Source organism: Micropruina sp. (assembly GCF_027492755.1).
Taxonomy (GTDB): Bacteria; Actinomycetota; Actinomycetes; order Propionibacteriales; family Propionibacteriaceae; genus Micropruina.
The window spans coordinates 14,117-37,821 of the sequence record NZ_JAPUED010000207.1 but is presented as its reverse complement, the minus strand read 5'-3'; the positions used below and the strand labels follow the sequence as shown (position 1 = coordinate 37,821).

Annotated in this window: 23 protein-coding genes and 1 pseudogene; 8 read left to right on the top strand and 16 right to left on the bottom strand. The window is 68.0% G+C overall.

Features of this window, described 5'->3' with window-relative positions; genetic code table 11:
• A pseudogene (locus tag Q0066_RS14475) lies at positions 1-209 on the top strand (type 1 glutamine amidotransferase domain-containing protein); the annotation flags it as partial.
• Positions 210-324: 115 nt separating this feature from the next.
• On the opposite strand, the gene Q0066_RS14470 reads toward Q0066_RS14475, so the two are convergent.
• The 5 genes from Q0066_RS14470 to lpdA all read right to left on the bottom strand — a co-directional run bounded on the left by Q0066_RS14470 (position 325) and on the right by lpdA (position 5,647).
• Entirely contained in the window at positions 325-1,245 is a 921-nt protein-coding gene (locus Q0066_RS14470) for an NAD-dependent epimerase/dehydratase family protein (RefSeq protein WP_298134103.1), read from the bottom strand.
• A 144-nt stretch (positions 1,246-1,389) separates the two neighbouring features.
• Complete coding sequence (locus tag Q0066_RS14465) at positions 1,390-2,370, bottom strand: TerC family protein (RefSeq protein ID WP_298134100.1); 981 nt, start codon at positions 2,368-2,370, stop codon at positions 1,390-1,392.
• 189 nt (positions 2,371-2,559) lie between these two features.
• Complete coding sequence (locus Q0066_RS14460; protein WP_298134098.1) at positions 2,560-3,021, bottom strand: VOC family protein; 462 nt, start codon at positions 3,019-3,021, stop codon at positions 2,560-2,562.
• A 55-nt stretch (positions 3,022-3,076) separates the two neighbouring features.
• Positions 3,077-4,054 (bottom strand): hypothetical protein, encoded by a 978-nt coding sequence (locus tag Q0066_RS14455; protein WP_298134095.1) that lies wholly within the window; start codon positions 4,052-4,054, stop codon positions 3,077-3,079.
• A gap of 195 nt (positions 4,055-4,249) precedes the next feature.
• On the bottom strand, positions 4,250-5,647 hold the full coding sequence (gene lpdA, locus Q0066_RS14450) for a dihydrolipoyl dehydrogenase (RefSeq protein ID WP_298134093.1): 1,398 nt from the start codon (positions 5,645-5,647) through the stop codon (positions 4,250-4,252).
• 115 nt (positions 5,648-5,762) lie between these two features.
• Here lpdA and Q0066_RS14445 point away from each other — a divergent pair, with 115 nt between their 5' ends.
• Complete coding sequence (locus Q0066_RS14445) at positions 5,763-7,283, top strand: UDP-N-acetylglucosamine 1-carboxyvinyltransferase (RefSeq protein WP_298134090.1); 1,521 nt, start codon at positions 5,763-5,765, stop codon at positions 7,281-7,283.
• A gap of 91 nt (positions 7,284-7,374) precedes the next feature.
• Here the strand turns inward: Q0066_RS14445 and pdxY are convergent, their stop codons facing one another.
• Both pdxY and Q0066_RS14435 read right to left on the bottom strand, forming a co-directional pair.
• Entirely contained in the window at positions 7,375-8,229 is an 855-nt protein-coding gene (gene pdxY / locus Q0066_RS14440) for a pyridoxal kinase PdxY (RefSeq protein WP_298134088.1), read from the bottom strand.
• A gap of 50 nt (positions 8,230-8,279) precedes the next feature.
• Complete coding sequence (locus tag Q0066_RS14435; protein ID WP_298134085.1) at positions 8,280-8,651, bottom strand: hypothetical protein; 372 nt, start codon at positions 8,649-8,651, stop codon at positions 8,280-8,282.
• A gap of 46 nt (positions 8,652-8,697) precedes the next feature.
• On the opposite strand from Q0066_RS14435, the gene Q0066_RS14430 reads away from it, so the two are divergent.
• The 3 genes from Q0066_RS14430 (at position 8,698) to Q0066_RS14420 (ending at position 11,253) form a co-directional block, all read left to right on the top strand.
• A complete protein-coding gene (locus Q0066_RS14430; RefSeq protein WP_298134083.1) occupies positions 8,698-9,480 on the top strand; it encodes a glycerophosphodiester phosphodiesterase in 783 nt (260 codons plus the stop codon).
• Positions 9,465-10,850: an MFS transporter gene (locus tag Q0066_RS14425; protein ID WP_298134081.1), complete on the top strand. Its 1,386-nt coding sequence runs from the start codon at positions 9,465-9,467 to the stop codon at positions 10,848-10,850. Before Q0066_RS14430 ends, Q0066_RS14425 begins: the two co-directional genes overlap by 16 nt.
• Before the next feature lie 73 nt (positions 10,851-10,923).
• Positions 10,924-11,253 carry an RNA polymerase-binding protein RbpA gene (locus Q0066_RS14420; protein WP_298134079.1) on the top strand — a complete coding sequence of 110 codons (330 nt, stop codon included), beginning with the start codon at positions 10,924-10,926 and terminating at the stop codon, positions 11,251-11,253.
• 103 nt (positions 11,254-11,356) lie between these two features.
• Here the strand turns inward: Q0066_RS14420 and Q0066_RS14415 are convergent, their stop codons facing one another.
• The 4 genes from Q0066_RS14415 to Q0066_RS14400 are packed head-to-tail and all read right to left on the bottom strand — an operon-like array spanning position 11,357 to position 14,759.
• Positions 11,357-11,920 (bottom strand): FxsA family protein, encoded by a 564-nt coding sequence (locus Q0066_RS14415; protein WP_298134077.1) that lies wholly within the window; start codon positions 11,918-11,920, stop codon positions 11,357-11,359.
• A complete protein-coding gene (locus Q0066_RS14410) occupies positions 11,917-12,720 on the bottom strand; it encodes a polyprenol monophosphomannose synthase (protein ID WP_366521527.1) in 804 nt (267 codons plus the stop codon). Before Q0066_RS14410 ends, Q0066_RS14415 begins: the two co-directional genes overlap by 4 nt.
• Positions 12,717-14,288 carry an apolipoprotein N-acyltransferase gene (gene lnt / locus Q0066_RS14405; protein WP_298134075.1) on the bottom strand — a complete coding sequence of 524 codons (1,572 nt, stop codon included), beginning with the start codon at positions 14,286-14,288 and terminating at the stop codon, positions 12,717-12,719. The genes Q0066_RS14410 and lnt overlap by 4 nt, the downstream gene beginning before the upstream one ends.
• A 33-nt stretch (positions 14,289-14,321) precedes the next feature.
• The gene (locus Q0066_RS14400; RefSeq protein WP_298134073.1) at positions 14,322-14,759 is read right to left on the bottom strand and encodes an Lrp/AsnC family transcriptional regulator; all 438 of its coding nucleotides are present in this window, start codon (positions 14,757-14,759) and stop codon (positions 14,322-14,324) included.
• A gap of 25 nt (positions 14,760-14,784) precedes the next feature.
• Here Q0066_RS14400 and Q0066_RS14395 point away from each other — a divergent pair, with 25 nt between their 5' ends.
• From Q0066_RS14395 to Q0066_RS14385, 3 genes are all read left to right on the top strand, one after another.
• Positions 14,785-15,699, top strand: a complete 915-nt coding sequence (locus Q0066_RS14395) for a 5'-3' exonuclease (RefSeq protein WP_298134072.1) — start codon at positions 14,785-14,787, stop codon at positions 15,697-15,699.
• Positions 15,700-15,984: 285 nt separating this feature from the next.
• Positions 15,985-16,425 (top strand): HNH endonuclease, encoded by a 441-nt coding sequence (locus Q0066_RS14390; protein WP_298134070.1) that lies wholly within the window; start codon positions 15,985-15,987, stop codon positions 16,423-16,425.
• An 87-nt stretch (positions 16,426-16,512) separates the two neighbouring features.
• Positions 16,513-18,102, top strand: coding sequence for an MFS transporter (locus Q0066_RS14385; RefSeq protein ID WP_298134067.1), 1,590 nt, complete (start codon positions 16,513-16,515; stop codon positions 18,100-18,102).
• Between the two features lie 84 nt (positions 18,103-18,186).
• Here Q0066_RS14385 and Q0066_RS14380 read toward each other — a convergent pair whose 3' ends face one another.
• The 5 genes from Q0066_RS14380 to thpR form a co-directional block, all read right to left on the bottom strand.
• Positions 18,187-19,995: a CDP-glycerol glycerophosphotransferase family protein gene (locus tag Q0066_RS14380; protein WP_298134064.1), complete on the bottom strand. Its 1,809-nt coding sequence runs from the start codon at positions 19,993-19,995 to the stop codon at positions 18,187-18,189.
• 4 nt (positions 19,996-19,999) lie between these two features.
• Complete coding sequence (gene metW / locus Q0066_RS14375; RefSeq protein ID WP_298134062.1) at positions 20,000-20,596, bottom strand: methionine biosynthesis protein MetW; 597 nt, start codon at positions 20,594-20,596, stop codon at positions 20,000-20,002.
• On the bottom strand, positions 20,593-21,732 hold the full coding sequence (locus Q0066_RS14370) for a homoserine O-acetyltransferase (RefSeq protein ID WP_298134060.1): 1,140 nt from the start codon (positions 21,730-21,732) through the stop codon (positions 20,593-20,595). The genes metW and Q0066_RS14370 overlap by 4 nt, the downstream gene beginning before the upstream one ends.
• A 4-nt stretch (positions 21,733-21,736) precedes the next feature.
• Entirely contained in the window at positions 21,737-23,017 is a 1,281-nt protein-coding gene (locus Q0066_RS14365) for an O-acetylhomoserine aminocarboxypropyltransferase/cysteine synthase (protein WP_298134057.1), read from the bottom strand.
• A gap of 63 nt (positions 23,018-23,080) precedes the next feature.
• Positions 23,081-23,647 (bottom strand): RNA 2',3'-cyclic phosphodiesterase, encoded by a 567-nt coding sequence (thpR, locus tag Q0066_RS14360; protein ID WP_298134055.1) that lies wholly within the window; start codon positions 23,645-23,647, stop codon positions 23,081-23,083.
• Positions 23,648-23,705 lie beyond the last annotated feature (58 nt).

The window sequence follows — 23,705 nt, the reverse complement described above, 5'->3', positions numbered from 1 at the left end:
CGGAGGAGCGCCTCAACAGCTTCGCCCGCAAGGCGAAATGGCTGCTGGAGGACCGACTCGTCGAGGTCGGTGTCCGCTACGACAAGGCCCGGCTACCGCTGCGGCCGCACGTGGTCGTCGACGGCAGCCTGTACACGGGTCAGAATCCGCAGTCCGCGACGGCGCTCGCCACCAGGTTGGTCGACGCGCTTTCGACGCCATCCACTTAGGGAAGCGCTGATCAAAGCCCCTCCATCGTCATCCCGGACTTGATCCGGGATGTCTCCCGCCTCGAGATCCCGGATCGGAGCCCGGGATGACGTGAATGCTCAGCCTCGAGGGTCGTCACCCTTGGAGGATCTGGCTGATTCCCTCGCGGTACCCGGTGACTGCGAAGTCGGGAAAGCGTCCGGTGAACTTCGAGCAGTCGAAGGTGTTGTCGCCGCGGTAGCGGGGGAGCAGTTCGTACACCTCCTGCAGCGGTTGGGCGATCCGCCGGCCGAGGCCGAAGAGGAACCCGGGCAATACCGTGTACCGGATCCGACGGCCGGTCACCTGCTCGGCGAACCGGATCATCTCGGCATAGGTCGGACGGGCGGTGTCGACGGGCAGGTGCCAGGTTTGGCCGTAGGCGTCGGGGGAGTTGCCGATCAGCGCCATGGCGCGGCTCGCGTCCGGCGTCCAGATCAGCGAACGGTGGGCCTTGGCGTTCAGCGGCACGAAGGGCCGTTTGCCGGCTTTGATCCGGTCGAAGACCAGCGAGTTGGTCAGGCTCTTCGTTTTGGCCGGCCCGTAGAACTCAGGTGCGCGGCAGATCGCTGCGTCCACTGATCCGGACGCCATCGCGTCCAGCAGCATGGTGGCGAGCTGCGCGCGGACCCGGCCCTTGCGTCCGTTCGGCTGGAACGCGGTCGTCTCGGTCTGCGGCGTCGTGGTGCCGGGATACATGTAGGTGTTGTCGAAGAAGACGAGCTTCGTGTCGTGCCTGGCACAGGCGTCGATGACGTTGCGCATCATCACCGGAAACTGCCTCTCCCACAGCTCTGAGTTCATCGGCAGTCCCACGGTCAGGTAGGCGATCTGGCTTCCCTCGACAGCCCGGCTCGTGGCCGCGGGGTCGGTCAGGTCGGCGCTCACCAGTTCATCGGTGTCGTGGACCTTTTTCGGACTGCGGCTGACCAGCCGGAGGTCGCGGGTGAAGTTCCGGTACAACTCGCGAGTCAGCTCTTCGGCGATCTGCCCATTGGCACCGAGCACGGTCTGCATCCGATTCACAACCCTTCATGACTATGCGGAATCACCATGGTGTCACTTGACCCGTACGGAAGAGAGGAGGGCCAGGTCTACCCGCCCAGCCCGTTCTGACATAATGTTGCTTATCGGACAGTTGTTCCGTCCGCCCCCAAGGGGTCAGTCGATGGTCGCGGGTGTCTTCTCACGGGTCTTGACCAGGCTCGCAACTGTCGCCACTGCGATCGTCGCTCCGATGAACGTCAGCGAGAACCAGATCGGGATCTCCGGCGCCCAGGCGACCGGCTGCCCGCCGTTGACGAAACCGAGCTCGTTCACGTGCAGCGCATGCAGCACCAGCTTCACGCCGATGAACGCCAGGATGACGGCGAGGCCCTGTGCGAGATAGACCAGACGCTGCAGCAGGTCGCCCACCAGGAAGTAGAGCTGCCGCAGCCCCATCAGGGCGAACGCGTTCGCGGTGAACACGATGTAGGGCTCCTCGGTCAGTCCGTAGATGGCCGGGATCGAGTCCAGAGCGAACACCAGGTCGACGAAGCCGATCGCGACGATCGTCAACAGCATCGGGGTCACCCAGCGCCGGCCGTCCTTGTACACGGTCAGCTTGTCGCCGTGGTAGTCCTCGGTGACCGGAAGCACCCGCCGGACGAGTCGCATGAATCGACTGTCGGTCGGATTGCCCTCGTGGCCGCCGCGAGCCTGCTGGTAGGCCAGCACGAGCAGGAAGGCTCCGAAGAGGTAGAAGACCCAGGAGAAGTTCTCGATCAGTGCGGCGCCGACCGCGATGAAGCCTCCACGCAGGATCAGGGCGATCACGATGCCGATCATCAGCACCTTCTGCTGGTAGATCTTCGGCACGGCGAAGCCGCTCATCATGATCAGGAAGACGAACAGGTTGTCGATCGACAACGCCTTTTCGGTGAGATAGCCGGCGAAGTACTCGCCACCGTAGGTCCAACCCGAGACGAGGCCGACGCCCACGCCGAACAGCAATGCCAGCCCGATGTAGAAGGCCGACCAGCGGGCGGACTCCCCCATCGACGGCGCGTGTGGTTTCCGGACGTGGGCGAGGAACTCGTAGACGAACAGGGCGATCGTGACGGCAATGGTCACGGCCCAGACGAGCGGCGTGATCTGCAAAGGAATGCTCCAACCTTGGTGTGACGGATCGACACCAAGGTCTCTTCCATTCCCGAGAATCAGGAACCGGTGGCCCGGGATGCAGGGCATCCGTAATGACGAGCCGACCGTGGTGGAGTACTCCCCTTGGACCACCCAGCGTACGGCAACACCGGAGATTCGCTCAAATGGGCGGCCTCGCCCGGGGTGTCAGTCGAGGCAGAACTCGTTGCCCTCCGGGTCGCGCATCACGATGAAGCCACTGCTCAACGGCGGCTCGGGCTCGAAGCGTTGCACGCGGACGGCGCCGAGGCCTGTCAATCGCTCACACGACGCCTCCAGGGCCGTCATCCGTTCCTCGCCGGTCAGTCCCGGCGCGGAACGGACGTCCAGGTGCACCCGGTTCTTGGCCCGCTTGTCCTCCGGCACCTGCTGGAAGAAGATCCGCGGACCGCGCCCCTCGGGATCGATCAGCGCCGAACTCGAGTTCCGCTGCTCGAGCGGCACCTGGGCGCGCTCCAGGAACGCCTCCCAGGCGTCCAGTGGGTCGACGCCCTCGGGGACCTCCACCCCTGGCGGGCCCGGATGGACGTAACCGAGGACATCGCGCCAGAAGATCGACAACGCCCGTGGGTCGTGACAGTCGAAGGTGACCTGGAACTCGAGGCTCATGGAGCGAGACTAGAACACATATTCGATTAATGGAACCCCGTTGCAGAGATCGACCTCACTCGAACAGGATGTACTCCGGCTGGGGCTTCAGCTTCAGCACTTCCTTGGCGGTCATCAGTCGTTTCCCGGTCTGCACGTCCTCCTGGTAGAACAGCTTGAAACCCGGATGCACGTACGACGGCCGGGTCTTCATCACCCGCTGGTAGGTGCCGATCTTGGCGGCCGGGGCGCCGATGCCGTCCACCGAGTTGATGTAGACGACGCCCGGGTGCTCCTTGAGTGCCTTGGGCTGCTTCACGATGGTGACGTGCAGCTGGTGGAACAGCATCACCTTCTCGGGCAGGTTGTTGGCGGCGGTCAGCTCGGACAGGTACGTCGCGACGTCGTTCAGCTCTTTGCCGGTGGTGCTGCCGAAGACCCGGCCGGGCAGCTGTCCCTTGCCGACCGCCCATTCCGGGTCCAGTGCGACGCCGACGTTGGGGTACTTCAGCCACTTCTCGAAGTACTTCACCTCGTCGATGAAGTCGGCGCGGCCGGGCTGGATGTTGAGCAGCAGCAATGCCTTGTGTTTGGTCGCCATGTCGTGCCAGCGCTTGATCAGGGCCTCCGGCGCCCGCGTGCGGTACATGCCGTCCTTGCCCGGTGAACCGTGCACGGTGACGGCGATCAACTCCATCACGGGCATCAGCTCGCGGCCGCCGCGCCAGGCTTTGCCGCGCTGCTCGATCTCTTTCACCCGGGTTTCCAGGTCACCGATACCGAGTCGGCCCTGTCCGGGCGCCCCCGGGTAACCGGAGTAGCCGAACAGCCGATAGCGCGGGAAAACCTCCCGGCCGCCACGCGGTAGTTCGAGCGCCGCGGGGGGCTCGGTGGTTTGCGGTGTCGACGGAGCGCCGCCCGGCGAGGCTGGCTCGGACGGGGCGGGTGCACTCCCTTGTGACCCAGGCGGCGCCGTCTGGCCGGCGGGTGGGGCGACGCTGCAGCCGGCCAGCAGCACGACCATGGCAAGAGCGGCAAGACGATTCGAGGGCATTACCCCATTCTTACAACGGGTCGCTCTCCGGCACGCAGGTCGTCCGGCGGTTCGGCCGATCGCCGTGGGTTTCTCGGACGCCGCCGGGCGCCGGCTTGGCCCTCCGTGCAGCTCCCCACGTGCCCCTCGGCACCAGAAACGCAACTGACCGGGCCCGCAACGCGGACCCGGTCAGAGACAGGTAGGTGGGGCTGCTCAGAAGTTGATCATGTGTCCGGCGATGCCCTCGACGGCTTCCTTGAGCGCCTCGGAAAGCGTCGGGTGGGCGTGGATGTTGCGGCCCACCTCGTCGGCGGTCAGATCCCACTGCTGGGCCAGGGTCAGCTCGGGCAGCAGCTCGGTGACGTCGGGTCCGATCATGTGGGCGCCCAGGATCTCGTTGTGCTCGGCGTCCGCGACGAGCTTGACGAAGCCGGTCGCGTCGCCCAGTCCGTGCGCCTTGCCGTTGGCCGAGAACGGGAACTTGGCGACCTTGACGTTGTAACCGCGCTCCTTGGCCTGTTCTTCGGTGTAGCCGAACGAGCCGATCTGCGGCTGGCAGTAGGTGGCCCGCGGGATCATGTCGTAGTTGATCGGCATGGTCTCGGCGCCGGCGATGGTCTCGGACGCCACCACGCCCTGTGCCTCGGCGGTGTGCGCCAGGGCCAGCTTCATGGTGACGTCGCCGATCGCGTAGATGCCGGGAACGTTGGTGCGCATGTAGTCGTCGATCTTGATCGCGCCACGCTCGGTGAGTTCGACGCCGAGCTTCTCCAGGCCGTAGCCCTGGGTGCGCGGTGCGAAGCCGATGGACTGCAGCACCCGGTCGGCCTCGAGCACCTTCTGCTCGCCGCCCTTGGCCGGGCTGACGGTGACCCGGACGCCGGAATCGGTTTCCTGGATCGCCTCCACCTTGGTGGAGGTGAGCACCTCGACGCCGAGCTTCTTGTAAGCCTTGGCCAGTTCACGCGAGATCTCGGGATCTTCCAGCGGCACCATCCGGTCGAGGAACTCGACGATCGTCACCTTCACGCCGTAGTTGGCGAGCACGTAGGCGAACTCGGTGCCGATCGCCCCCGAGCCGCAGATGATGATCGAACCCGGCAGGTTGTCGGCCAGGATCTGCTCCTCATAGGTGAAGACGCGAGCGCTGCGCGAGGTGCCGGGGATCATCCGGGTGGTCGAGCCGGTGGCGATGATGCAGTTGTCGAAGGTGACCGTCTCGGTGCCGGAGTCGGTGGCCACCTCGATGGTCTTCGCGTCGACGAAGGTGCCCCAGCCGTTGAGTTCGGTGATCTTGTTCTTCTTCATCAGGTAGTGGATGCCGCCGACCATTCGGTTCGACACCTCACGGCTGCGCGAGAACGCCTTGCCGAAGTTGAAAGTCACCTCGCCCTCGATGCCGAAGGAGTCCTTCTCGTGGGTGAAGATATGCGCCAGTTCCGCGTTGCGGAGGAGCGACTTGGTCGGAATACAGCCCACGTTGAGGCAGACGCCGCCCCACCACTGCTTCTCGATGATGGCTACTTTCTTGCCAAGCTGCGCGGCGCGAATGGCGGCCACATAACCACCCGGGCCCGCTCCCAGGACAACGACGTCGAAGTGTGCGCTCATGAGCAGCACCCTAGTGGACCGCCTCCCCAGTTTTCAGCCCGCTGGACGACCCGTGATCACCCTTGCCGCACGACAGTCGCCGTCGAGGCTGGATCTGATGGCTTAAGCTTCCCGGGTGACAGAACTCTCCCCCACCAGCGTCGGGTACCTGATCCGGGACGCCCGCAGGCAGCGCGGGCTCTCTCAACAGGAGTTGGCCGACGAGCTGGGCACTTCACGTGAGACCGTCAATGACCTGGAGGCAGGTCAACGGGAACTCTCTGTCGACCTGATGAACAGGATCGCCGAGGCGCTGGAGCAGCCGCAGACGACGAGCGGCGCCCTGCACCTCCGGATTCAGGGCGAGACGACGCTCAGCGGCTCGATCAAGGTCCGGTCGTCCAAGAACGCGGCGGTCGCACTGTTGTGCGCCTCGCTGCTGAACCGCGGTCGCACGGTGCTGCGCGGCATCGCTCAGATCGAGGAGGTCAACCGGATCCTGGAGGTGCTCACCAGCATCGGGGTGAGGGCGACCTGGTCGGACGACCGCACCGAGCTCGAACTGATCCGCCCGGACCGGTTGGAGCTCTCCAAGATGGACGTCGAGGCCGCCCGCAGGACCCGCTCGATCATCATGTTCCTCGGCCCGCTGCTGCACGACGAGCAGGCCTTCGAACTGCCCTACGCCGGCGGCTGCAACCTGGGCACCCGCACCGTCACGCCGCATCTGCAGGCGTTGCGCCACTTCGGCCTCGACATCAAGGCCACCGAGGGCTCGTATCACGCCCGGGTGACTCCGATCGACCCGTTCGCGCACCGCTCGATCACCCTCACCGAACGCGGCGACACGGTGACCGAGAACGTCCTGATGGCCGCCGCGCGGCACCCGGGTGAGACCGTCATCCGCAACGCCAGCAGCAACTACATGGTGCAGGACCTGTGCTTCTTCCTGCAGCAGCTCGGCGTCCACGTCGACGGCATCGGCTCGACCACCCTGAGGGTGCGCGGACTGCCGCTGATCGACACCGACATCGCCTTCGCGCCGTCCGAGGATCCGATCGAGGCGATGAGCCTGCTCACCGCGGCCATCGTGACGGGGTCGGAGCTCACCGTCCGGCGCTGCCCGATCGAGTTCCTGGAGATCGAACTGGAGATTCTGGCCGAGATGGGTCAGTCGTTCGACCTGTCACCGGAGTACCCGGCCGAGAACGGCAACACCCGGCTGGTCGACATCACCGTGTACCCCTCGGAGTTGCACGCCAGCTCGGACAAGATCCACCCGATGCCGTTCCCCGGCCTGAACATCGACAACCTGCCGTTCTTCGCGGTGATCGCGGCGGTCGCGCAGGGCCGGACGATGATCCACGACTGGGTGTACGAGAACCGGGCCATCCACCTGGTGGAGCTGACCAAGCTGGGCGCCAACGTCCAACTGCTCGACCCGCACCGGATCATCGTCACCGGCCCGACCCGCTGGCGCGGCCAGGAGGTCATCTCTCCCCCGGCCCTACGTCCCGCCGTCTGCCTGCTGCTCGCGGCCCTCGCGGCCCGCGGCACCAGCGTGCTGCGCGACGTCTATGTGATCAACCGCGGCTACGAGGACCTGCCGAACCGGCTCAACGCCCTGGGCGCCAAGATCGAGGTCTTCCGCGACTGACCACACCGCAACCGGACCGACGGGGACGGTTCTTTTCGTTCCACCGAATTGCTGTGGGTGGAACGAAAAGAACCGTCCCTTCGTGCCGGGGTCAGCGCACCTGGTGGACGTCGAAGTGGTACGTGGGGGTGACGATCTCGTCCTGGGCGGCCACCAACTGAAGCTCGGACAGGCCCGAATCCGCGGTCTGCTTGAGCACCGAGTAGACGATGTCGGCGGTGGCGCCGACCGCCTCGGCGGCGGACTGGGTGCGCAGCCAGTGCGCCAGGAACATGGCGGCGGTCAGGTCGCCGGAACCGGTGAAGGTGCGGTCCAGCCGGGGAGTGGTCACCTGCCAGGCGCCCTCGCCGGTGACGGCCAGCATGGTCAGCGAATCGTCGTCGGTGGTGTCGGTCACCACGGACGTCACCAGCACCGTCTCCGGGCCGACGGCCCGCAGGGCATGGGCGGCTTCGATCACTTCGTCCAGGGTGTGCGTCTCGCGACCGGTGAGGAAGTCGAGTTCGAAATGGTTCGGGGTGACGATCTGCGCCTTCGGCACCACCTGATCGCGCATGAACTCCGGGATGCCGGGCCGGACGAAGAAGCCGCGTCCGACATCGCCCATCACCGGGTCGCAGCAGTAGATCGCGCGCGAGCTGCGCTCCTTCACCAACGCGACCGCGTCGAGCACCACGGCACCGACCTCTTCGGCGCCCTGGTAGCCGGACAGGACGGCGTCCACGCGCGGCAGCACGCCGCGGTCGTCGATGCCCCGGATCACCTCGGCCACGTCCTCGGCGGCCAGCAGCGGTCCGCGCCAGTCCCCGTACCCGGTGTGGTTGGAGAAGTGCACGGTGAGCACCGGCCAGACCTCGACGCCGGAACGCATCAGCGGGAAGGTGGCTGCGCTGTTACCCACGTGGCCGTACGCGACGGACGACTGGATCGACAGGATTGTTGTCACGAGGCCCTATTGTGTCGCACACCGTCGTACGGTGGAAACGCTATCGACGATCAGCACAGGAAGGCGTCCAGCGCGGCCGCCTCAGCCTCCAACTCGGCAGCCCGCTGTTCCTCACCGCGGGCGCGGTAGTCGGCCGCCGCGGCGAGTCGCTCGTCGCGTTCCGCACTGACGATCTCCAGGGTGTGGTCCTCGTCCAGCTCGCGGCGATCGGCCTCGGCCACCCCGACGCCGACCGCAGTCCCGGCCACATGCTCGCTCGTCATGGATGTGCCGCTGGTGGCCTCGGGCACGACCGCCTCGGCGTTCTCGATGGCGGCCAGCGCCGAACGGATCGCATTGCGCGCAGGGGTGTCCCGCGCCTTCATTGCGCCCGGCAGGGCGTCCCGCAGGGCCTGACGAATGGGTGCAGAAGTCTCCGACATGCCCCGATTATGGCCCCCATGTCCATACCTCACCCATACTGAACGCGTGCAGGCCGGTGACTACCGCTACTTCGACACACGGTTCGCCGCCATGGCGCACCGCGGCGGTTTCCTTTCCGAGGCCGACCGCCCGCGCGAGAACACCCTGTACGCCTTCACCCGGGCCGCCGAGCGCGGCTATCGCTACCTGGAAACCGACGTGCACGTGTCCGTCGACGGAGTGCTGTTCGCGTTCCACGACAACACCCTGGACCGGGTCACCGACGCCACCGGCGTCCCCGAGCGGCTGCCCTGGCGCGAACTGAGCCAGGTGCGGATCGCGGGCATCGACCCGATCCCCCGCTTCGACGAACTACTCGAGGCCCTGCCCGAGGCCCGGTTCAACATCGACCTCAAGGTGCCGCAGGCCATCGAGCCTCTCATCCAGGCGTTGGACGTCCACCATGCCCACGACCGGGTCTGCGTCGGCTCCTTCTCCTCGGCCCGGATCCGGGCCTTCCGCCGCCGCACTCACGGACGCGTCGCGACCGCGGCCGGCCCGGCGGGGGTCGCCTGGCAGGCCTACGCACTACTTGGACGGCGCCTCGCCGGCTCTCCGGGCGTCGTCCTGCAGATCCCCGCGCGGGCCTGGCACGACCGGATGCCCGTCCTCACCCCCGGCCTGATCCGGACGGCGCACGCCGCCGGCCGCGCGGTGCACGTCTGGACCGTCAACGACCGGACCGAGATGGAGCGACTGATCGACCTCGGCGTGGACGGCCTGGTCAGCGACCGGATCGACGTGCTGGCCGAGGTGCTGACCGAGCGCGGCCTATGGGAGGGCAACTGATGGGTGACGGCCGGCAGAAGCAGCGCAGCACGCCGCAGCAGCGCGCCTGGTACTGGTACGACTGGGCGAACTCGGCCTACGTGACGACGACCGCGACAGTCATTCTCGGGCCCTACCTGACCAGCCTGGCCACCAACGCCGCCTGCCCCGACCTCGAGCCGGGCGCGGTCTGCCAGAACCCGGTGTCGCTGTTGGGCTTCGGTGTGCTGCCCGGTGCGGTGCATCCATTCCTGGTCACCATCTCGACGATCCTCACCACGATCGCACTGCTGCTGGTCGGGGTCATCGCCGACCGGTCGCGGCATCCGCAGTGGTGGCTCGGGGCTCTGGCCTGGGTGGGCGCGTCCGCGGCGTCCGCGATGTTCTTCCTGAGCGGCGACAACTGGCAACTCGGCGCCGTGCTGATGATCGTGGCCAACCTGTGCATCGGATCGTCGCAGGTCATCTACGACGGCATTCTGGTGCGGATCGCGTCCCCCGACGACCGTGACCGGGTCTCCAGTCGCGGCTGGGCCTGGGGTTACCTGGGCGGCGGCCTGCTGCTGGCGCTCAATCTGGTGGTGATGACCGCCTACGAGCCGCTCGGCATCAGCTACGGCATGGCCATCCGGCTCAGCCTGTTGTCCGCCGGGCTGTGGTGGGGCGTGTTCACCATCATCCCGGTGCTGGGTCTGCGTTCGCTGCCGCAGCGCACCTTGGCCGAAGTGACCCACTCCCCCGCCGCCCGGCGCAACCCGGTGCGACAACTCGCCGACACCTTCATCGACCTGCGACGCTACCCGCAGACCCTGCTCTTCCTGGTCGCCTACCTGTTCTTCAACGACGGCATCCAGACGGTCATCGGCCAATCCAGCCTGTACGCGCAGTTCGAACTGGGCATGAACACCTCGCAGGTGATGATCACCTTCCTGCTCACCCAGTTCGTCGCCTTCGGCGGCGCCCTGCTGTTCGGACGCGTCGCCGCCCGGCTGGGCGCGAAACGCACGGTGCTGATCGGCATCGTGATCTGGTTCGGCGTGGTGTCGGTGGCCTTCTTCCTGCCCGCCGGCATCTTCGGCGCGCTGCTCGCGCTCGGCGCGGCGATCGGGCTGGTGATGGGCGGCACCCAGGCGCTGAGCCGGTCGATGTACTCCCAACTCGTGCCCAAGGGCCGCGAGTCGGAGTACTTCAGCTTCTACCAGGCGATGGAGCGCGGAACCAGCTGGCTGGGCACGCTGAGCTTCGCGCTGGTCTTCCAGTTCAGCCACTCCTACCGCTGGGCGATCCTCACTTTGGTGCTCTTCTTCCTAGTCGGAGGCCTGTTGTTGAGCCGGGTCGATATGCGCCGCGGAATCACCGAGGCCGGAAATGCGTTACCCAAAGTCCTGTGAGCGGCTTGGGGTCACCCGGTAGCGTGGAGACGGCCGGTCGACCGCTGGGTCGTCCGGGGTGGAGGGAGAGATTATGGCTGAGCGATCACTGCGCGGCTCGGGCTTGGGCTCGAAGAGCTTCGCCGACGGCGCCGGCGTCGAATTCGCGGCACGTCAGGAGACCGGTTTCGACTGCCCCAAGGGTCACCACTTCAGCGTCACCTTCGCCGAAGAGGCCGACCTGCCCACCGAGTGGGAATGCCCCCGGTGTGGTGCTGTCGCGCGACGTTCCGACGGCGTCGAGCCCGAGGCCAAAGCGGTCAAGCCCCCGCGTACCCACTGGGACATGCTGCGGGAGCGACGCTCCATCGAAGAGCTCGAGGAGCTGCTGGCCGAACGGCTGGACGAGATCCGCGGCAACTGACGCTGCAAGCAAGCACTGACCACCGCTGGTCGAGCTTGTCGAGACCCCGGCGCCACATCGCGCTGCAAGAGGTTTCGACAAGCTCAACCGGCGGTGGTCGGGTTTAGGGCTCGATCTCGCCTTTGATCACGGTGGGATCGGACGCCTGACCGGGCGGTTTCGGTGCGCTGTCGCGGGTGGGCTCCTCGGGTACGGTCTCGCCTCGGATCACCGTGTCGCGCTCCATCTTCGCCCGCATCACGTTCAGGTCGATGCCGGAGCGGGCAGCCCGTCGCGCGATGAACAGCTGCAGCAGCCCGCGGGCCAGCGGCCTGGTGAACGGCAGCAGGAAGATCAGCCCGAACACGTCGGTGAAGAAGCCCGGCAGCATCACCAGCACCCCGCCGACCATGATCAGCACCGGATCGAGCAGTTCGCCTCCGGGCAGCCGTCCGGAACTGACCGACTCGTTGAGTGCGCGCCATGCCTTGGCGCCTTCACGTCGCATCAGCCAGCCGCCCAGGATGGCCTGGCCGATCAGGATGGCCAGCGTGGGCAGCGCGCCGATCTGCTGCGCGACGCTGACCAGCAGCCACACCTCGACCACCGGGACGAGGACGAGGAACAGCAGCACCAGCGGTGCCAGCCAGGGACGCCGTCCGCGTGCGGGCTGCTGCGGGACGGTCACTTGCTCGCCCGGCGCTTGGTGAAGCCGAGGTAGTTCTTCACCTGCTGGCCGCGCTTGGCGACGCCCCAACGGGTGGTCAGCAGGGCCGCTTCGACGGCGATCCCGCTGCTCATCTTGGAGTCGCCCCGTTCGCGCTCGATGAACTCGATCGGCACCTCGACCACCCGGAAACCACGTTCCACCGCACGCCGGGCCAGGTCGATCTGGAAGGCGTAGCCGGCCGACTCCACCGTATCGAGGTCGATGCCGCGCAGCGTGTCGGCCCGGAACGCGGTGAATCCGCCGGTGATGTCCCGCAGCGGAATGCCCAGCATGATCCGCGACCACAGCGAGCCGCCCAACGAGATGAACTTGCGATGCCAGGGCCAGTTCTTGATCGACCCGCCGGGCACCCACCGGGAACCCTTCACCATGTCGGCGTCCTTCAACGCCCGCAGCATGCTCGGCAACTGCTCCGGCTGATGCGAACCGTCGGCATCGTGCTCCACCAGCACCCCATAGCCATGCTCCAACCCCCAGGCGAAGCTGGCCAGGTAGGTGGCACCCAGGCCCTCCTTGGCCTGCCGATGCAACACATGCACCTGCTCGTCGGACGCCGCCAGGTCGTCGGCGATCCGCCCCGTGCCGTCCGGCGAGTTGTCATCGGCGATCAGAATGTCGGCGTCCGGCACCGCGGCACGCAACCGCTGCACGATCGGAATGACGTTCTCGGCCTCGTTGTAGGTGGGGATGATGACGAGCACCTTGCCCAACTCAGCCCACTCGGGCGTGGCGGTGGCGTTGCTCGCGGTTTCTGTCACATCGTCTCCTGGGTCGATACAGAGCTTCCATTCTGCCGCATCCGTCCGGTCGCACCCCGATGCCGCCACCCGGTCCACACCAGGGCGAGAACGGTCAGCACCAGACCAGCGGTCTCCAGCCACTGCGAGTACAGCACCGCCGGAGTGGCGCCGTTGCGCAACGGCAGCTCGGTGACTCCGGAGGCCGACTGGAACTCGGGCAGGGTGAACGCGACGCTGCCGTCCGGACGGATCAGTCCGGAGGTGCCTGTGGTGGTGACCACCAGGATCTCGCGGCGCAGTTCCGCCGCCCTGGCCCGGGTGATGGCGAACTGCTGCGCCACCTGTCGGGTGCCCACGTACATGGCGTTGCTGCTCTGGACCACGTTCACCTGGGCGCCACCCTGCACGGTGTCGTGGACGGTGCTGTCGAAGGCCACCTCGTAGCAGATCAGATCGCCGACCTGGATCGTCCGCCCCGGCAGGTTGACCGGCAGTACACCGGGTCCGGTGCCGGGGATCGACTGCGCACCCACGTAGCGCACCACCGGGAACAACGGCTCAAGGATCGACCGCAGCGGAACCCACTCGCCGAACGGCACCAGGTTGCGTTTGTCGTAGCGGGCGCCCGGTCCGGTGTTCGGGTACCACATGATGGCGGCGGTCTGCCGTTCGTAGGCCGCCGGGTTCTCGGTGATGGTGCCGACCAGGATCGGGACGCCGACCGCGCTCACCGCCGCACCCACCGCGGCGCCGGTCCGGACGTCGCGGAACGGGTCGAGGTCGGTGCCGTTCTCCGGCCACACCACGAAGTCGGGTTTCGGCAGTTCACCGGCGTTCACCTTGGCGGCCAGCCGCTGGGTCTCGGCCAGATGGTTGTAGGTGATGGTGCGGGGCGCGCCGAGGCCGTAGATGCCGCCGCCCGGCGCGTTGCCCTGCACGTACCCGACGCTGACGCTGCCCTGCTCGACACCCGCAGGCACCAGGAGCCCCAGCAGCCCGCCGAGCAGGACGGCGAGTGCCGCCACGGCGCCGATCAGCCGGCGGCGTCCGCCCGCGGTCATCACGATCCAGGCGAGCAGCTGGGCTATCAGGGCCATGGCGAACCCGGCTCCGGGAACGCCGACCAGTGGCAGCAGACCGGCCAGCGGGGAATCGACGGTGGTGTACCCGAGCCGCAGCCAGGGGAAGCCTCCGAAGGGCACATTGCCGATCAGGTACTCGACGAGCAGCCAGCTACCCGCTGCCAGCAGCGGCCAGAACCGCGACCGTCCGGCCAGCCGCAACAGCACGCTGAACAGCGCCAGATAGCAGGCCTCCAACGCCGACAACGCGATCATGGCTTCGACGAAGACGACGCTCATCCAGGTGACGCCGGTGAGATACCAGGCGAGTCCGAAACAGAAGCCGGTCAATGCGGCCTGCCACCAGCTCGGTGCGGGCAGCGCCAGCAGAGTGAGGCAACTCATGGCGAGAATCAGCACCGGCCACCACCCGGTGGGCGCGAAACCGAGGGTGGCGGCGGCACCCGCCAATGCCGCCAACGAACTACGCAGCCACCACGGCAGGGCGCGCAGGCGGTCGGTCACGGAGGGCATGCTACCCAGGGCTGGGAAGCCCGATCAGAGAACGGCGCGCCCCCGGAACGGGACGGACAACACCAGCGTGGTGTGGGTGGAGGCACCCGCCGCCAGCCGGATCTGAGTCAGCAGCGTCTCCAGCGCGGCCGGAGTCGCCACCTGGACGATCAGGATGTAGCTGGCGTCGCCGGCGACCGAATAGCAGGACACGATGTTCGGCAGGTGGGAGAGCCGCTCGGGGATCTGGTCGTCGGCGGTCGGGTCGGTGCCGTTGAGCGCGATGAAGGCGGTCAGCGCCAGACCGAGTGCTTCCGCGCTGAGTTCGGCGCGGTAGCCGGTGATCAGGCCGCGTTGCTCCAGCCGGCGGACCCGCTGCTGTGCCGCGGACGTCGACAGTCCGGTCTCCCTGCCGATGTCGGTGTACGACATGCGACCGTCCCGTGACAGCAGCGCGAGAATCTGGCGGTCCGTGCTCTCCATGCCCCAATCGTGTCACTATGTGCGCGTGAAACCGGAATCTTTGCAGCTTTATGACACCGCATCGCTGTACTTCCGGGCTTTTTTCGGTCTGCCGAGTTCCCTGCGAGCCCTCGATGGTCAACCGGTCAACGCCGTCCGGGGTCTGCTGGACTTCCTGGCCCGATTCATCACCGAGTATCGGCCTACCCACGCGGCCGCCTGCTGGGACAACGCCTGGCGTCCGGCGTGGCGGGTCGAGCTGGTGCCCAGCTACAAGGCGCACCGGGTGCTGGCCGGTGACGTCGAGGTCGTTCCCGACGAGCTGAGCCGGCAGGTGCCCTACATCCGTGCCGCCCTGGACGCCCTCGGCATCGCCGTCGTCGGTGCCGACGATCACGAGGCGGACGACGTGATCGGCACCTTGGCGTCGACGGCCTCCGTGCCGGTGGACGTGATCACCGGCGACCGGGACCTGTTCCAACTCATCGACGACGACCGCCAGGTGCGGGTGCTGTCGGTGGTGAAGGGGGTCCGCAACCACGAGCGGGTCACCGACGAGGTGCTGCGCCAGCGCTACGGCATCGACGGCGCCGGCTACGCCGATTTCGCCACGTTGCGCGGCGACGCCTCGGACGGCCTGCCGGGCGTCGCCGGGATCGGCGAGAAGACCGCCGCCCGGCTGATCGCCGACCACGGCGACCTGGAGGGGGTGCTGGCCGCGGCGTCCGCGAAACGACTCTCCCCCGCCCTCACCAACCGGCTCACCGCCGGCATCGACTACCTGGCCGGTGCCCGCGAGGTCGTCCGGGTCAAGCGCGACCTGCCGCTGGGCGTCAGCCTTGACGACCTGCGTCTGCCCGGCGCGCCCGCCCAGCCGGAGGTGTTCGCCGAGCTCGCCGAACTGCTCAACCTGGGTGGTGCCGCCGACCGCATCGTCGCCGCGCTCGCGGTCAACGCCTGAACCGGCGCTCGCCTCACTACTTTGGACTCGCTGAACTCGGCGAGCCCAAAGTGGCCAGGCGAGCGGTCGTGTCGTCGCGACATCGCGGCCTCCGGGGTTACTCTGGTCCCGTTCTCAGTCGATGGAGTATCGATGATCAGCCTGAGTGTTCCCACGCCGCGGCTCGTCGGCGTGCGGATAGCCAGCATGACTGAGACGCCTCTACCAGTTCCTGGTGCTGCCACCGTTCCGCGCTTATGCGGAACGGTTTCTTTTTGCCCGCAGCCAGCGGGAAGGAGTGTCTGAATGGCCGTGCTCGTCCTGAACACCGACAACACCGCGCTGCACACCGTCTCCCTGCAGCACGCGATCGGCATGCTGCTGCGCAAGGTGGCGGTGATCGAATCCGCGCATCCCGACCTGGTGTTCGGTAGCTATCCGCAGCCGGAGGTGCTCCGGCTGGTCCGCTACGTGAAGACCACATTTCTCTACGGGCGCGCGCCCGGCTGGACCAAGCGCGGGGTGCTGAAGCGGGACTCGCACACCTGTGGCTACTGCGGCGACCGGGCCACCACCGTCGACCACATCCTGCCCCAGTCCAAGGGCGGCCGGAACACCTGGACGAACACCGTCGCGGCTTGTCACACCTGCAATGCCCGGAAGGCGAACCGGACGCCGGCCGAGGCCGGAATGCCGCTGAAGACGAAGGCGTACGCGCCCACCCGGCTGCAGCTGATGGCCGCCTGACGTCGGGGCCTGTCATCGCCCCTATGCTGACCCCGGAAATTCCACATTGTCTCGAGGGGAAGCATGAGCCGTCCAGAATCCCGGAGCGTGACGCTGCCCCCGGACCCCAGCGCCGAGGAGCTGGCCGACCTGGTGGCGTCCACACCACCGTCGGGCAAGCGGCGTCCGATCGGGCTGCTGGTGGCCGTCGCGACCTTGGGCTCGCTGCTGTTCGGCTATGACACCGGCGTCATCGCGGGCGCGCTGCCCTACCTCTACCTTCCGACCGCGGGCGGCGGACTGGCGCTCACCCCGCTCGACGAGGGCCTGGTCGGCGGCTGCCTCGCCGTGGGCGCGGCGATCGGCGCCATCGTCGGCGGACGGCTCGCCGACCGCCACGGACGCCGGCACAACATCCTGCTGCTCGCGCTGATCTTCATCGTCGGCACGGTCGGCTCGGCCCTGGCCGGCAACGTGCTGATCCTGTCGCTGTTCCGCGTCGTCCTCGGCTTCGCGGTGGGCGGGGCCTCGTCCAGCGTGCCGATGTACCTGTCCGAGTCGGCGCCGCAACGCATCCGCGGTCCGCTGGTCGCCGTCGATCAGTTCATGATCGTGTTCGGCCAGCTGCTGGCCTACTCCACCAACGCCATGCTGTCGGCCTCCCGCGGCGGGCCCCAGGTGCAGGTCGCGTCCGACCCCACCGGGCAGTTCGCCGCCGGGTCGTGGATTCCGTGGGATCTGGCCGGCCACATCGAAGGGCTGGTGGTCGCCGCCGGCAACGGCGGGGTCTGGCGGTACATGCTGGTGCTCGGCACCCTGCCGGCCATCGCGTTGTGGATCGGCATGCGGCTGATGCCCGAATCGAGCCGCTGGTACGCCGCCAAGCACCGCTACTACGAAGCGATCGGTGCGCTGAAGCGGATCCGTGACGAACGGCGCGACGGCGTCGGGGCCGAGATCCAGGGCATGGTCGAGGTGCAGCGGGTCGAGGGCCGGCAGGCCCGCTGGACGCTGCGGCAGGCCTGGTCGACCCGGTGGACCAGGCGGGTGCTGGTGATCGGCTGCTTCCTGGGCATCTTCGACCAGCTCACCGGCATCAACACCGCGATGTACTACCTGCCGAAGGTTCTGGTCGCGGCCGGGTTCTCGTCGGCCGACGCGATCACCCTGAACGTGGTCACCGGCATCGCCTCGACCATCGGCGCCGGCATCGGCATCTACCTGGTCGGACGGCTCGCCCGGCGCCATGTCGGCATCTACCAGGAGACCGGCATCGTGCTGGCGCTGTTCTCGCTGGCACTGGTCTTCGGCTTCGGCATCGCGCCGCACATCGACGCGTCCGGCGCGATCGCGGCCACCGTGCCGGCCTACCTGCCGTGGCTGGTGCTGGCTCTGGTGACCCTGTTCGTGTTCTTCAAGCAGTCCGGCACGGTCAACTGGGTGCTGGTCTCGGAGATCTTCCCGGCCCGGATCCGCGGCACCGCGCAGGGCGTCGCGGTCGCTGCCGGCTGGATCATGAACGCCGTGGTGACCTTCGCGTTCCCGCTGATGATCGCCTATCTGGGCCCGGCCTGGACCTTCGCCTGCTTCGGCCTGTTCAACGTTTTCGCGCTGCTGTTCTACCTGCGGATCGTGCCCGAGACGAAGTTCGTCAGCCTGGAGCAGCTGGAGCAGGACCTGCAGGCCCGGTTCAGCTGAAAGCGCCGATCTGCCGGTCCAGCTCGTCGACACCCTGAGCCGCCGGCAAAGAGGGGTTTGGACAAGCTCAACCGACGGTGGGCGTCAGGAGGCCGCGAGCCGGGCCACGTTCGCGGCGAACGCGGCCTGGGGGCCACCGGGCGGGTCCCCCAGGACGTGGCGCCGCATGACCTGCCGCGCCGGTCGCAGCGGGTCGGCGCCGAGGGCTGCGTCCAGCACCTGATCGAGGTCGGCCAGGCCCGGGTGCAGCAGGTAGCTGGCCGACTGCGTCGGGTAGGCGGCGACGAAGTCCTCGGCCGGCAGTCCGGCCGGGTCGCAGGTGATGATCGGACGCTCGGTGGCCAGGAAATCGGTGGCCACGCTGGAGATGTCCGAGACCAGCACATCGGCGGCCGCCAGGCATTCCGGCAACGTCAGGTCACGGTCGGCCACCACCAGGTGATCGCCGGGCACCTCGCGCAGCACGGCACCGATCTCGGCGATCGCGGCCAGCATCGACGGACGGGACACCCCGCTGGCCGGATGAGGCCGGAACCACACCCGCACCCGGCCGCTCGCCACCAGCCGGCGGGCCAGCTCGACGCCCATGCTGTCCAGTGAGGTGTGCGCAGTCTGGTCGTAGTAGCCCTCGAAGGTGGGTGCATACAGCACGATCGGCGGCTGCTGACCGGTCGGCCCGATCGGCAGGCCGGCGACCTGCGGCCGTCCGATGAAGACGAAACGATCGTCGGGGACGGCCACGCCGGCCGTCCGGTAGCGTTCGACGGCCGCCGGCCCGGCCACCCAGATTTCGTCGAACGCACGCGCCATGCCGTTGGCGCTGGTGGCCTTGTCGGAATCGCCGTGCAGCAGCATCACGTGCTTCAACCGCGGATCACGCAGCAGCTGGCCGTTGCGCTCGCCGTAGGCGAGGTAGAACGCGATCCGCACCGACGGCACGATCAGGCGTTCCACGTCCTTCTGGCTCGGTGCGTAGATCACCGGATGCCGGGTCGCCGCCAGCGGGGTCAGCTGGCTGGCCTCGCGCACCAGCAGCACACCCGCCTCGGGCAGGGCGTCCAGCGCGGGCAGCCACTGGTTCACGATGTATTTCGATTGACGCGCGGCCAGCGACACGTAGACCGCGAACACCGGACGGGACGCGGCCACGTCGGCCACCAGCCGCTCACCCCAGCCGCGCTGGGCCCGGCTCAGCCGCAGCGCGGACAGACCGGTGAACGCGGTGGCGGCCAGGGCCAGCAGGACGGCTGCGCCGATCGGCGCCGACCCGACCCCTCCGAGCGGTCCGCCTGCGGCGGCAAGCGCTCCGATCAGGGCGAGGGCTTCGACGGCGACCGCGGCGCCCGGCGTCCCGACCGCGCGGGCGTAGACCCGGGCGTGCGCGGCGAACGGTTCCGGCTGTGGCGCGGCGCCCGGCAGATAGGTCAGCGGCGGCGCGCTTCGCGACAACCAAGTGGCCAGCACGGGTTGGAGCACCCAGGCCAGCTGCACGAACAGCACCGCGGTGAGGTAGCCGAGCCCCGCGAGGTTCGCGCCGAAGCCGAAGATCAGTGCCATCGCCGTGGCGCTGCGCAGCAACGCACGCTGCGGTGCCCGCAGTCCGACCAGGTCGAGCAGCCGAGCCGCGGCGGTGTCCGCCCGGGTGGCCAGCCACTCCACCGACGCACCGGCCACCCAGGCCAACAAGCCGAGCCAGGGTGCACCGAACCAGGCGGCCAGCACCCCGATCACGATGCTGGCCACGATCACCGGGAGTTGCACTCGGCCCGCCCGCGATGCCCATTCGGCCGGCACCCGGCCCGGCCAGGCGGCCCGCGCCACCTCTTCCCACTCCGGCACGGGTGCCCGGCCGAGGCTGGCGAGCGACAACCCGCGGAGCCCGCCCAGCGCCATCGGGTCAGCCCCTTCCGAGCACGTAGACGGCGGCGCCGGCCCGCAGGTTCGCGGCCCGCAGGTGCTTGCCGAGCGGTTCGCCGGTCGACGACAGGTTGATCCGGGTCTCGATCTCGAGACCGAGCCGGGCGAACAGGTCCTCCAGGTCGACCAGCGTGGTGAATCGCAGGTTGGGCGTGTCGTACCACGAGTACGGCAGCTCGCGAGAGATGGGCATCCGGCCGCGCAGCAGCATCAGCCGATGCTCCAGCAGGCCGAAGTTGGGCGCCGAGACGATCAGCCGGTTGCTGATCCGGGCCATCTCGCGCAGCACCACCTCCGGGCGGCGGATGGTCTGAATGGTGCGGGACAGCACCACCGTGTCGTAGGACGCCGCGGCGAACAGGCCCAGGTCGGCGTCCAGGTCGAGCTCCATCACCGGCACCCCGGAGGCGACGGCGGCGAGCACCTTGTCGGGGTCGATCTCCACTCCGGTTCCGGTGCAGCCGTGCTCGTCCATCAGGTGCCGCAGCAGCGAGCCGGTACCGCAGCCCAGATCGAGGACCCGGGACGCCTCGGGCACCAGGTGGGCGATGACGTCGAGGTCGGGACGCAGGCTCATCGCAATCCCTCCCGCAGCGTCCGTTCGAACCAGGCCCGCAACGTGTCGTGGTACCGCTGCACCGGCAGCAGGAACGAGTCGTGCCCCCACGGCGAGGGGATGTTGCGGTAGCTGACCGGCTGTCCGGCGTTCTCCAGGTGCTTGACGATCCGCCGGGAGTGCTCGGCGCTGAACCGCCAGTCGGTGTCGAACGACATCACCAGGAAGTTCACCGGCTCGGCGGTCACCGCGTCGGTGGCGTTCGGACGGCTGAACGGGTCGAAGTAGTCCATCACCCGCGACAGGTAGAGGTACGACAGCGCGTCGAAACGCTCGATGAACACCTTGCCCTGGTGGTCGAGGTAGCTCTCCACCGCGAAGTCGATGCCGAAGCCCGGCTTGTCCCGCTCGGGGTGGGGGGTGCGTCCGAACTTCTCGCTGAACGCGTCCTCGCTCAGATAGGTGATGTGCGCCATCATCCGCGCGGTGCGCAGGCCGAGCCGGGGCAGCACGCCCGACTCGGAATAGCGGCCGTCGTTGAAGTCGGGGTCGTCCATGATCGCCCGGCGAGCCACCGCCGAGAACGCGATGTTCTGCGCGTTGAGTCGCGACGACGCCGCGATGATCGCCGCGTTGGCGATCTGCTCCGGGTGGCGCAGCGACCACTCCAGCACCTGCATGCCGCCCAGCGAGCCGCCCAGCGCGATCAGCAGCCGCTCGATGCCGAGGTGGTCGAGCAATGCCCGGTGCACGGTGACGAAGTCGGCCATGTCGAGCAGCGGGAAATCCAGGCCGTAGACGCGTCCGGTCGCCGGATCGAGGGTCGACGGCCCGGTGCTGCCCTGGCAGCCACCCAGCAGGTTCGCGCAGACGACGAAGAACCTGTTGGTGTCCAGCGGCTTACCAGGACCGATCAGGTTGTCCCACCAGCCGGGTCGCTTGGCGCCCGGATGGAAACCGGCGGCGTGGGCGTCCCCGGTCAGGGCGTGACAGATGAAGACCGCGTTGTCGCGGTCCGCGGAAAGCGTGCCGTAGGTCTCGTACGCCACGTCGACCGGCCCCAGCGTCGACCCGCTGGCCAGTACCAGCGGGTCGGCGGCGGTGAACAGCCGGACGGTGTGGGTCTCGACCAGGCCGAGAGCACCGTTGTCGGTCATCTAGTCAGAACTGTGCCAGCGCTTGATCGAGGTCGGCGATCAGATCGTCGACGTTCTCGATGCCGATCGACAGCCGGACCATCTCGGGTGCCACACCGGCGGTGACCAACTCGTCCTCGGTGAGCTGCGAATGAGTCGTCGAGGCACTGTGGATGACCAGGGACTTGGCGTCACCGATGTTGGCCAGGTGGCTGAACAGCTCCAGCGACTCGACGAACTTCGACCCGCCCTGGCGTCCGGCCTTCAGCCCGAACGACACGATGCCGGACGCTCCGCGCGGCAGCAGCCGTTGGGCGGTCTCGTACCACGGCGACGACTCCAGGCCCGGATAGTTCACCCAGGCGACCGCCGGGTGTGCCTCCAGGTGCTTCGCCACCGCCAGCGCGTTGCTGCTGTGCCGCTCCATCCGCAGGTGCAGGGTCTCCAGACCCTGCAGGAACAGCCAGGAGTTCAACGGCGCGATCGCGGCACCGGTGTTGCGCAGCATGACCGTGCGGGCCCGGATGATGTAGGCCAGGTTGCCGACCGCCTCGGTCCAGACCACCTCGTGGTAGGCGTGGTCGGGCTGGGTGAGCCCCGGGAACCGGTCGGCGTGCGCCGCCCAATCGAAGTTGCCGGAGTCGACGATCACGCCGCCGATCGAGGTGCCGTGCCCGCCGATGTACTTGGTGGCGGCATGCACCGCGATGTCGACGCCGTGTTCGAAGACCCGGCACAGGTACGGGGTGGGCACCGTGTTGTCGACGATGAACGGCAGGCCGAGCGCGTGCGCCGCAGCCGACCAGGCGTCCAGGTCGACCACGTTGACCTGCGGGTTGCCGACGGTCTCGCCGAACACCAGCTTGGTCTTGTCGTCGACGTGCTGGGCCAGCTCGTCCGGCTTCTCAGGATCGACGAAACGCACCTCGATGCCGAACTGCGGCAAGGTGTGGGCGAACAGCGCGTAGGTGCCGCCGTACAGGGTGGACAGCGCCACGATGTTGTCGCCCGCGTAGGTCAGGTTGAGCACCGCATAGGTGATCGCCGACGCACCGGACGCCGTCGCCAGCGCGCCGACGCCGCCCTCCAGCGCGGTCATTCGGGTCTCGAACACGCTCTGGGTCGGATTCATGATCCGGGTGTAGATGTTGCCCGGCACCTTCAACGCGAACAGGTTCGCGGCGTGCTCGGTGTCGTCGAAAACGTACGACGTGGTCTGATAGATCGGCACCGCGCGCGAGTTGGTCGCCGGATCGGCGTCCTCCTGACCGGCGTGCACGGCCAGCGTCTCGGGCTGATAGGCCATCGTGGATTCACCCTTCTTTGGACAACCCGGCCAGCGTACCGACGCGGCGCGGGGTTGCCGGCTTCACTCGGAGTCCGGACGTGCGTCCAGTTCGAAGCTGTGCAGCACCCGGTAGTGCGCACCGGAGGGGCGCAGTTCCGACTGGATCAGCGCGAACGAGCCGACCTCGAAGGCGGCCGGCGGGAAACTGTCGACGATGCGTAGCCAGCGGCTCAGCTCGCCGGGCCTGCGGCGTCGGGCCAGCGTCAGGTGCGGCCGGTGTTTGGCGTTGTCGGACGGCACGCCGACGCGATCCGCCGCCGTCCGGACGCGGCGGGACAGCGCAGAGAACTCGGCCGATCCGTCACTGACCGCCTGGAACAGCACGCGTCCGGCGGCCGGATCGGGGAAGGCGCCCGCGCCGTCCAGGGTGAGCCGGAACGGGGCGCCGCGGACGTCGTCCAGTGCTTCGGTGAGCGGCTCGAGGCGGTCGTGGGTGACATCGCCGAAGAAGGCGAGGGTGAGGTGCCAACTGTCGGCACGCACCCAGCGCAGGTCGGGATCGGCGTATCGTCGTGGTTCCACGAACACCTCCAGCGCACCGAGCACCGGGGCGGGCGGAACCACTGCCGCGAACAGGCGCACCGTCATTGGGGGATTTTATGCCAGTGGCAGAATGACCCCGGCACCCCCCAAGAAAGGACATATC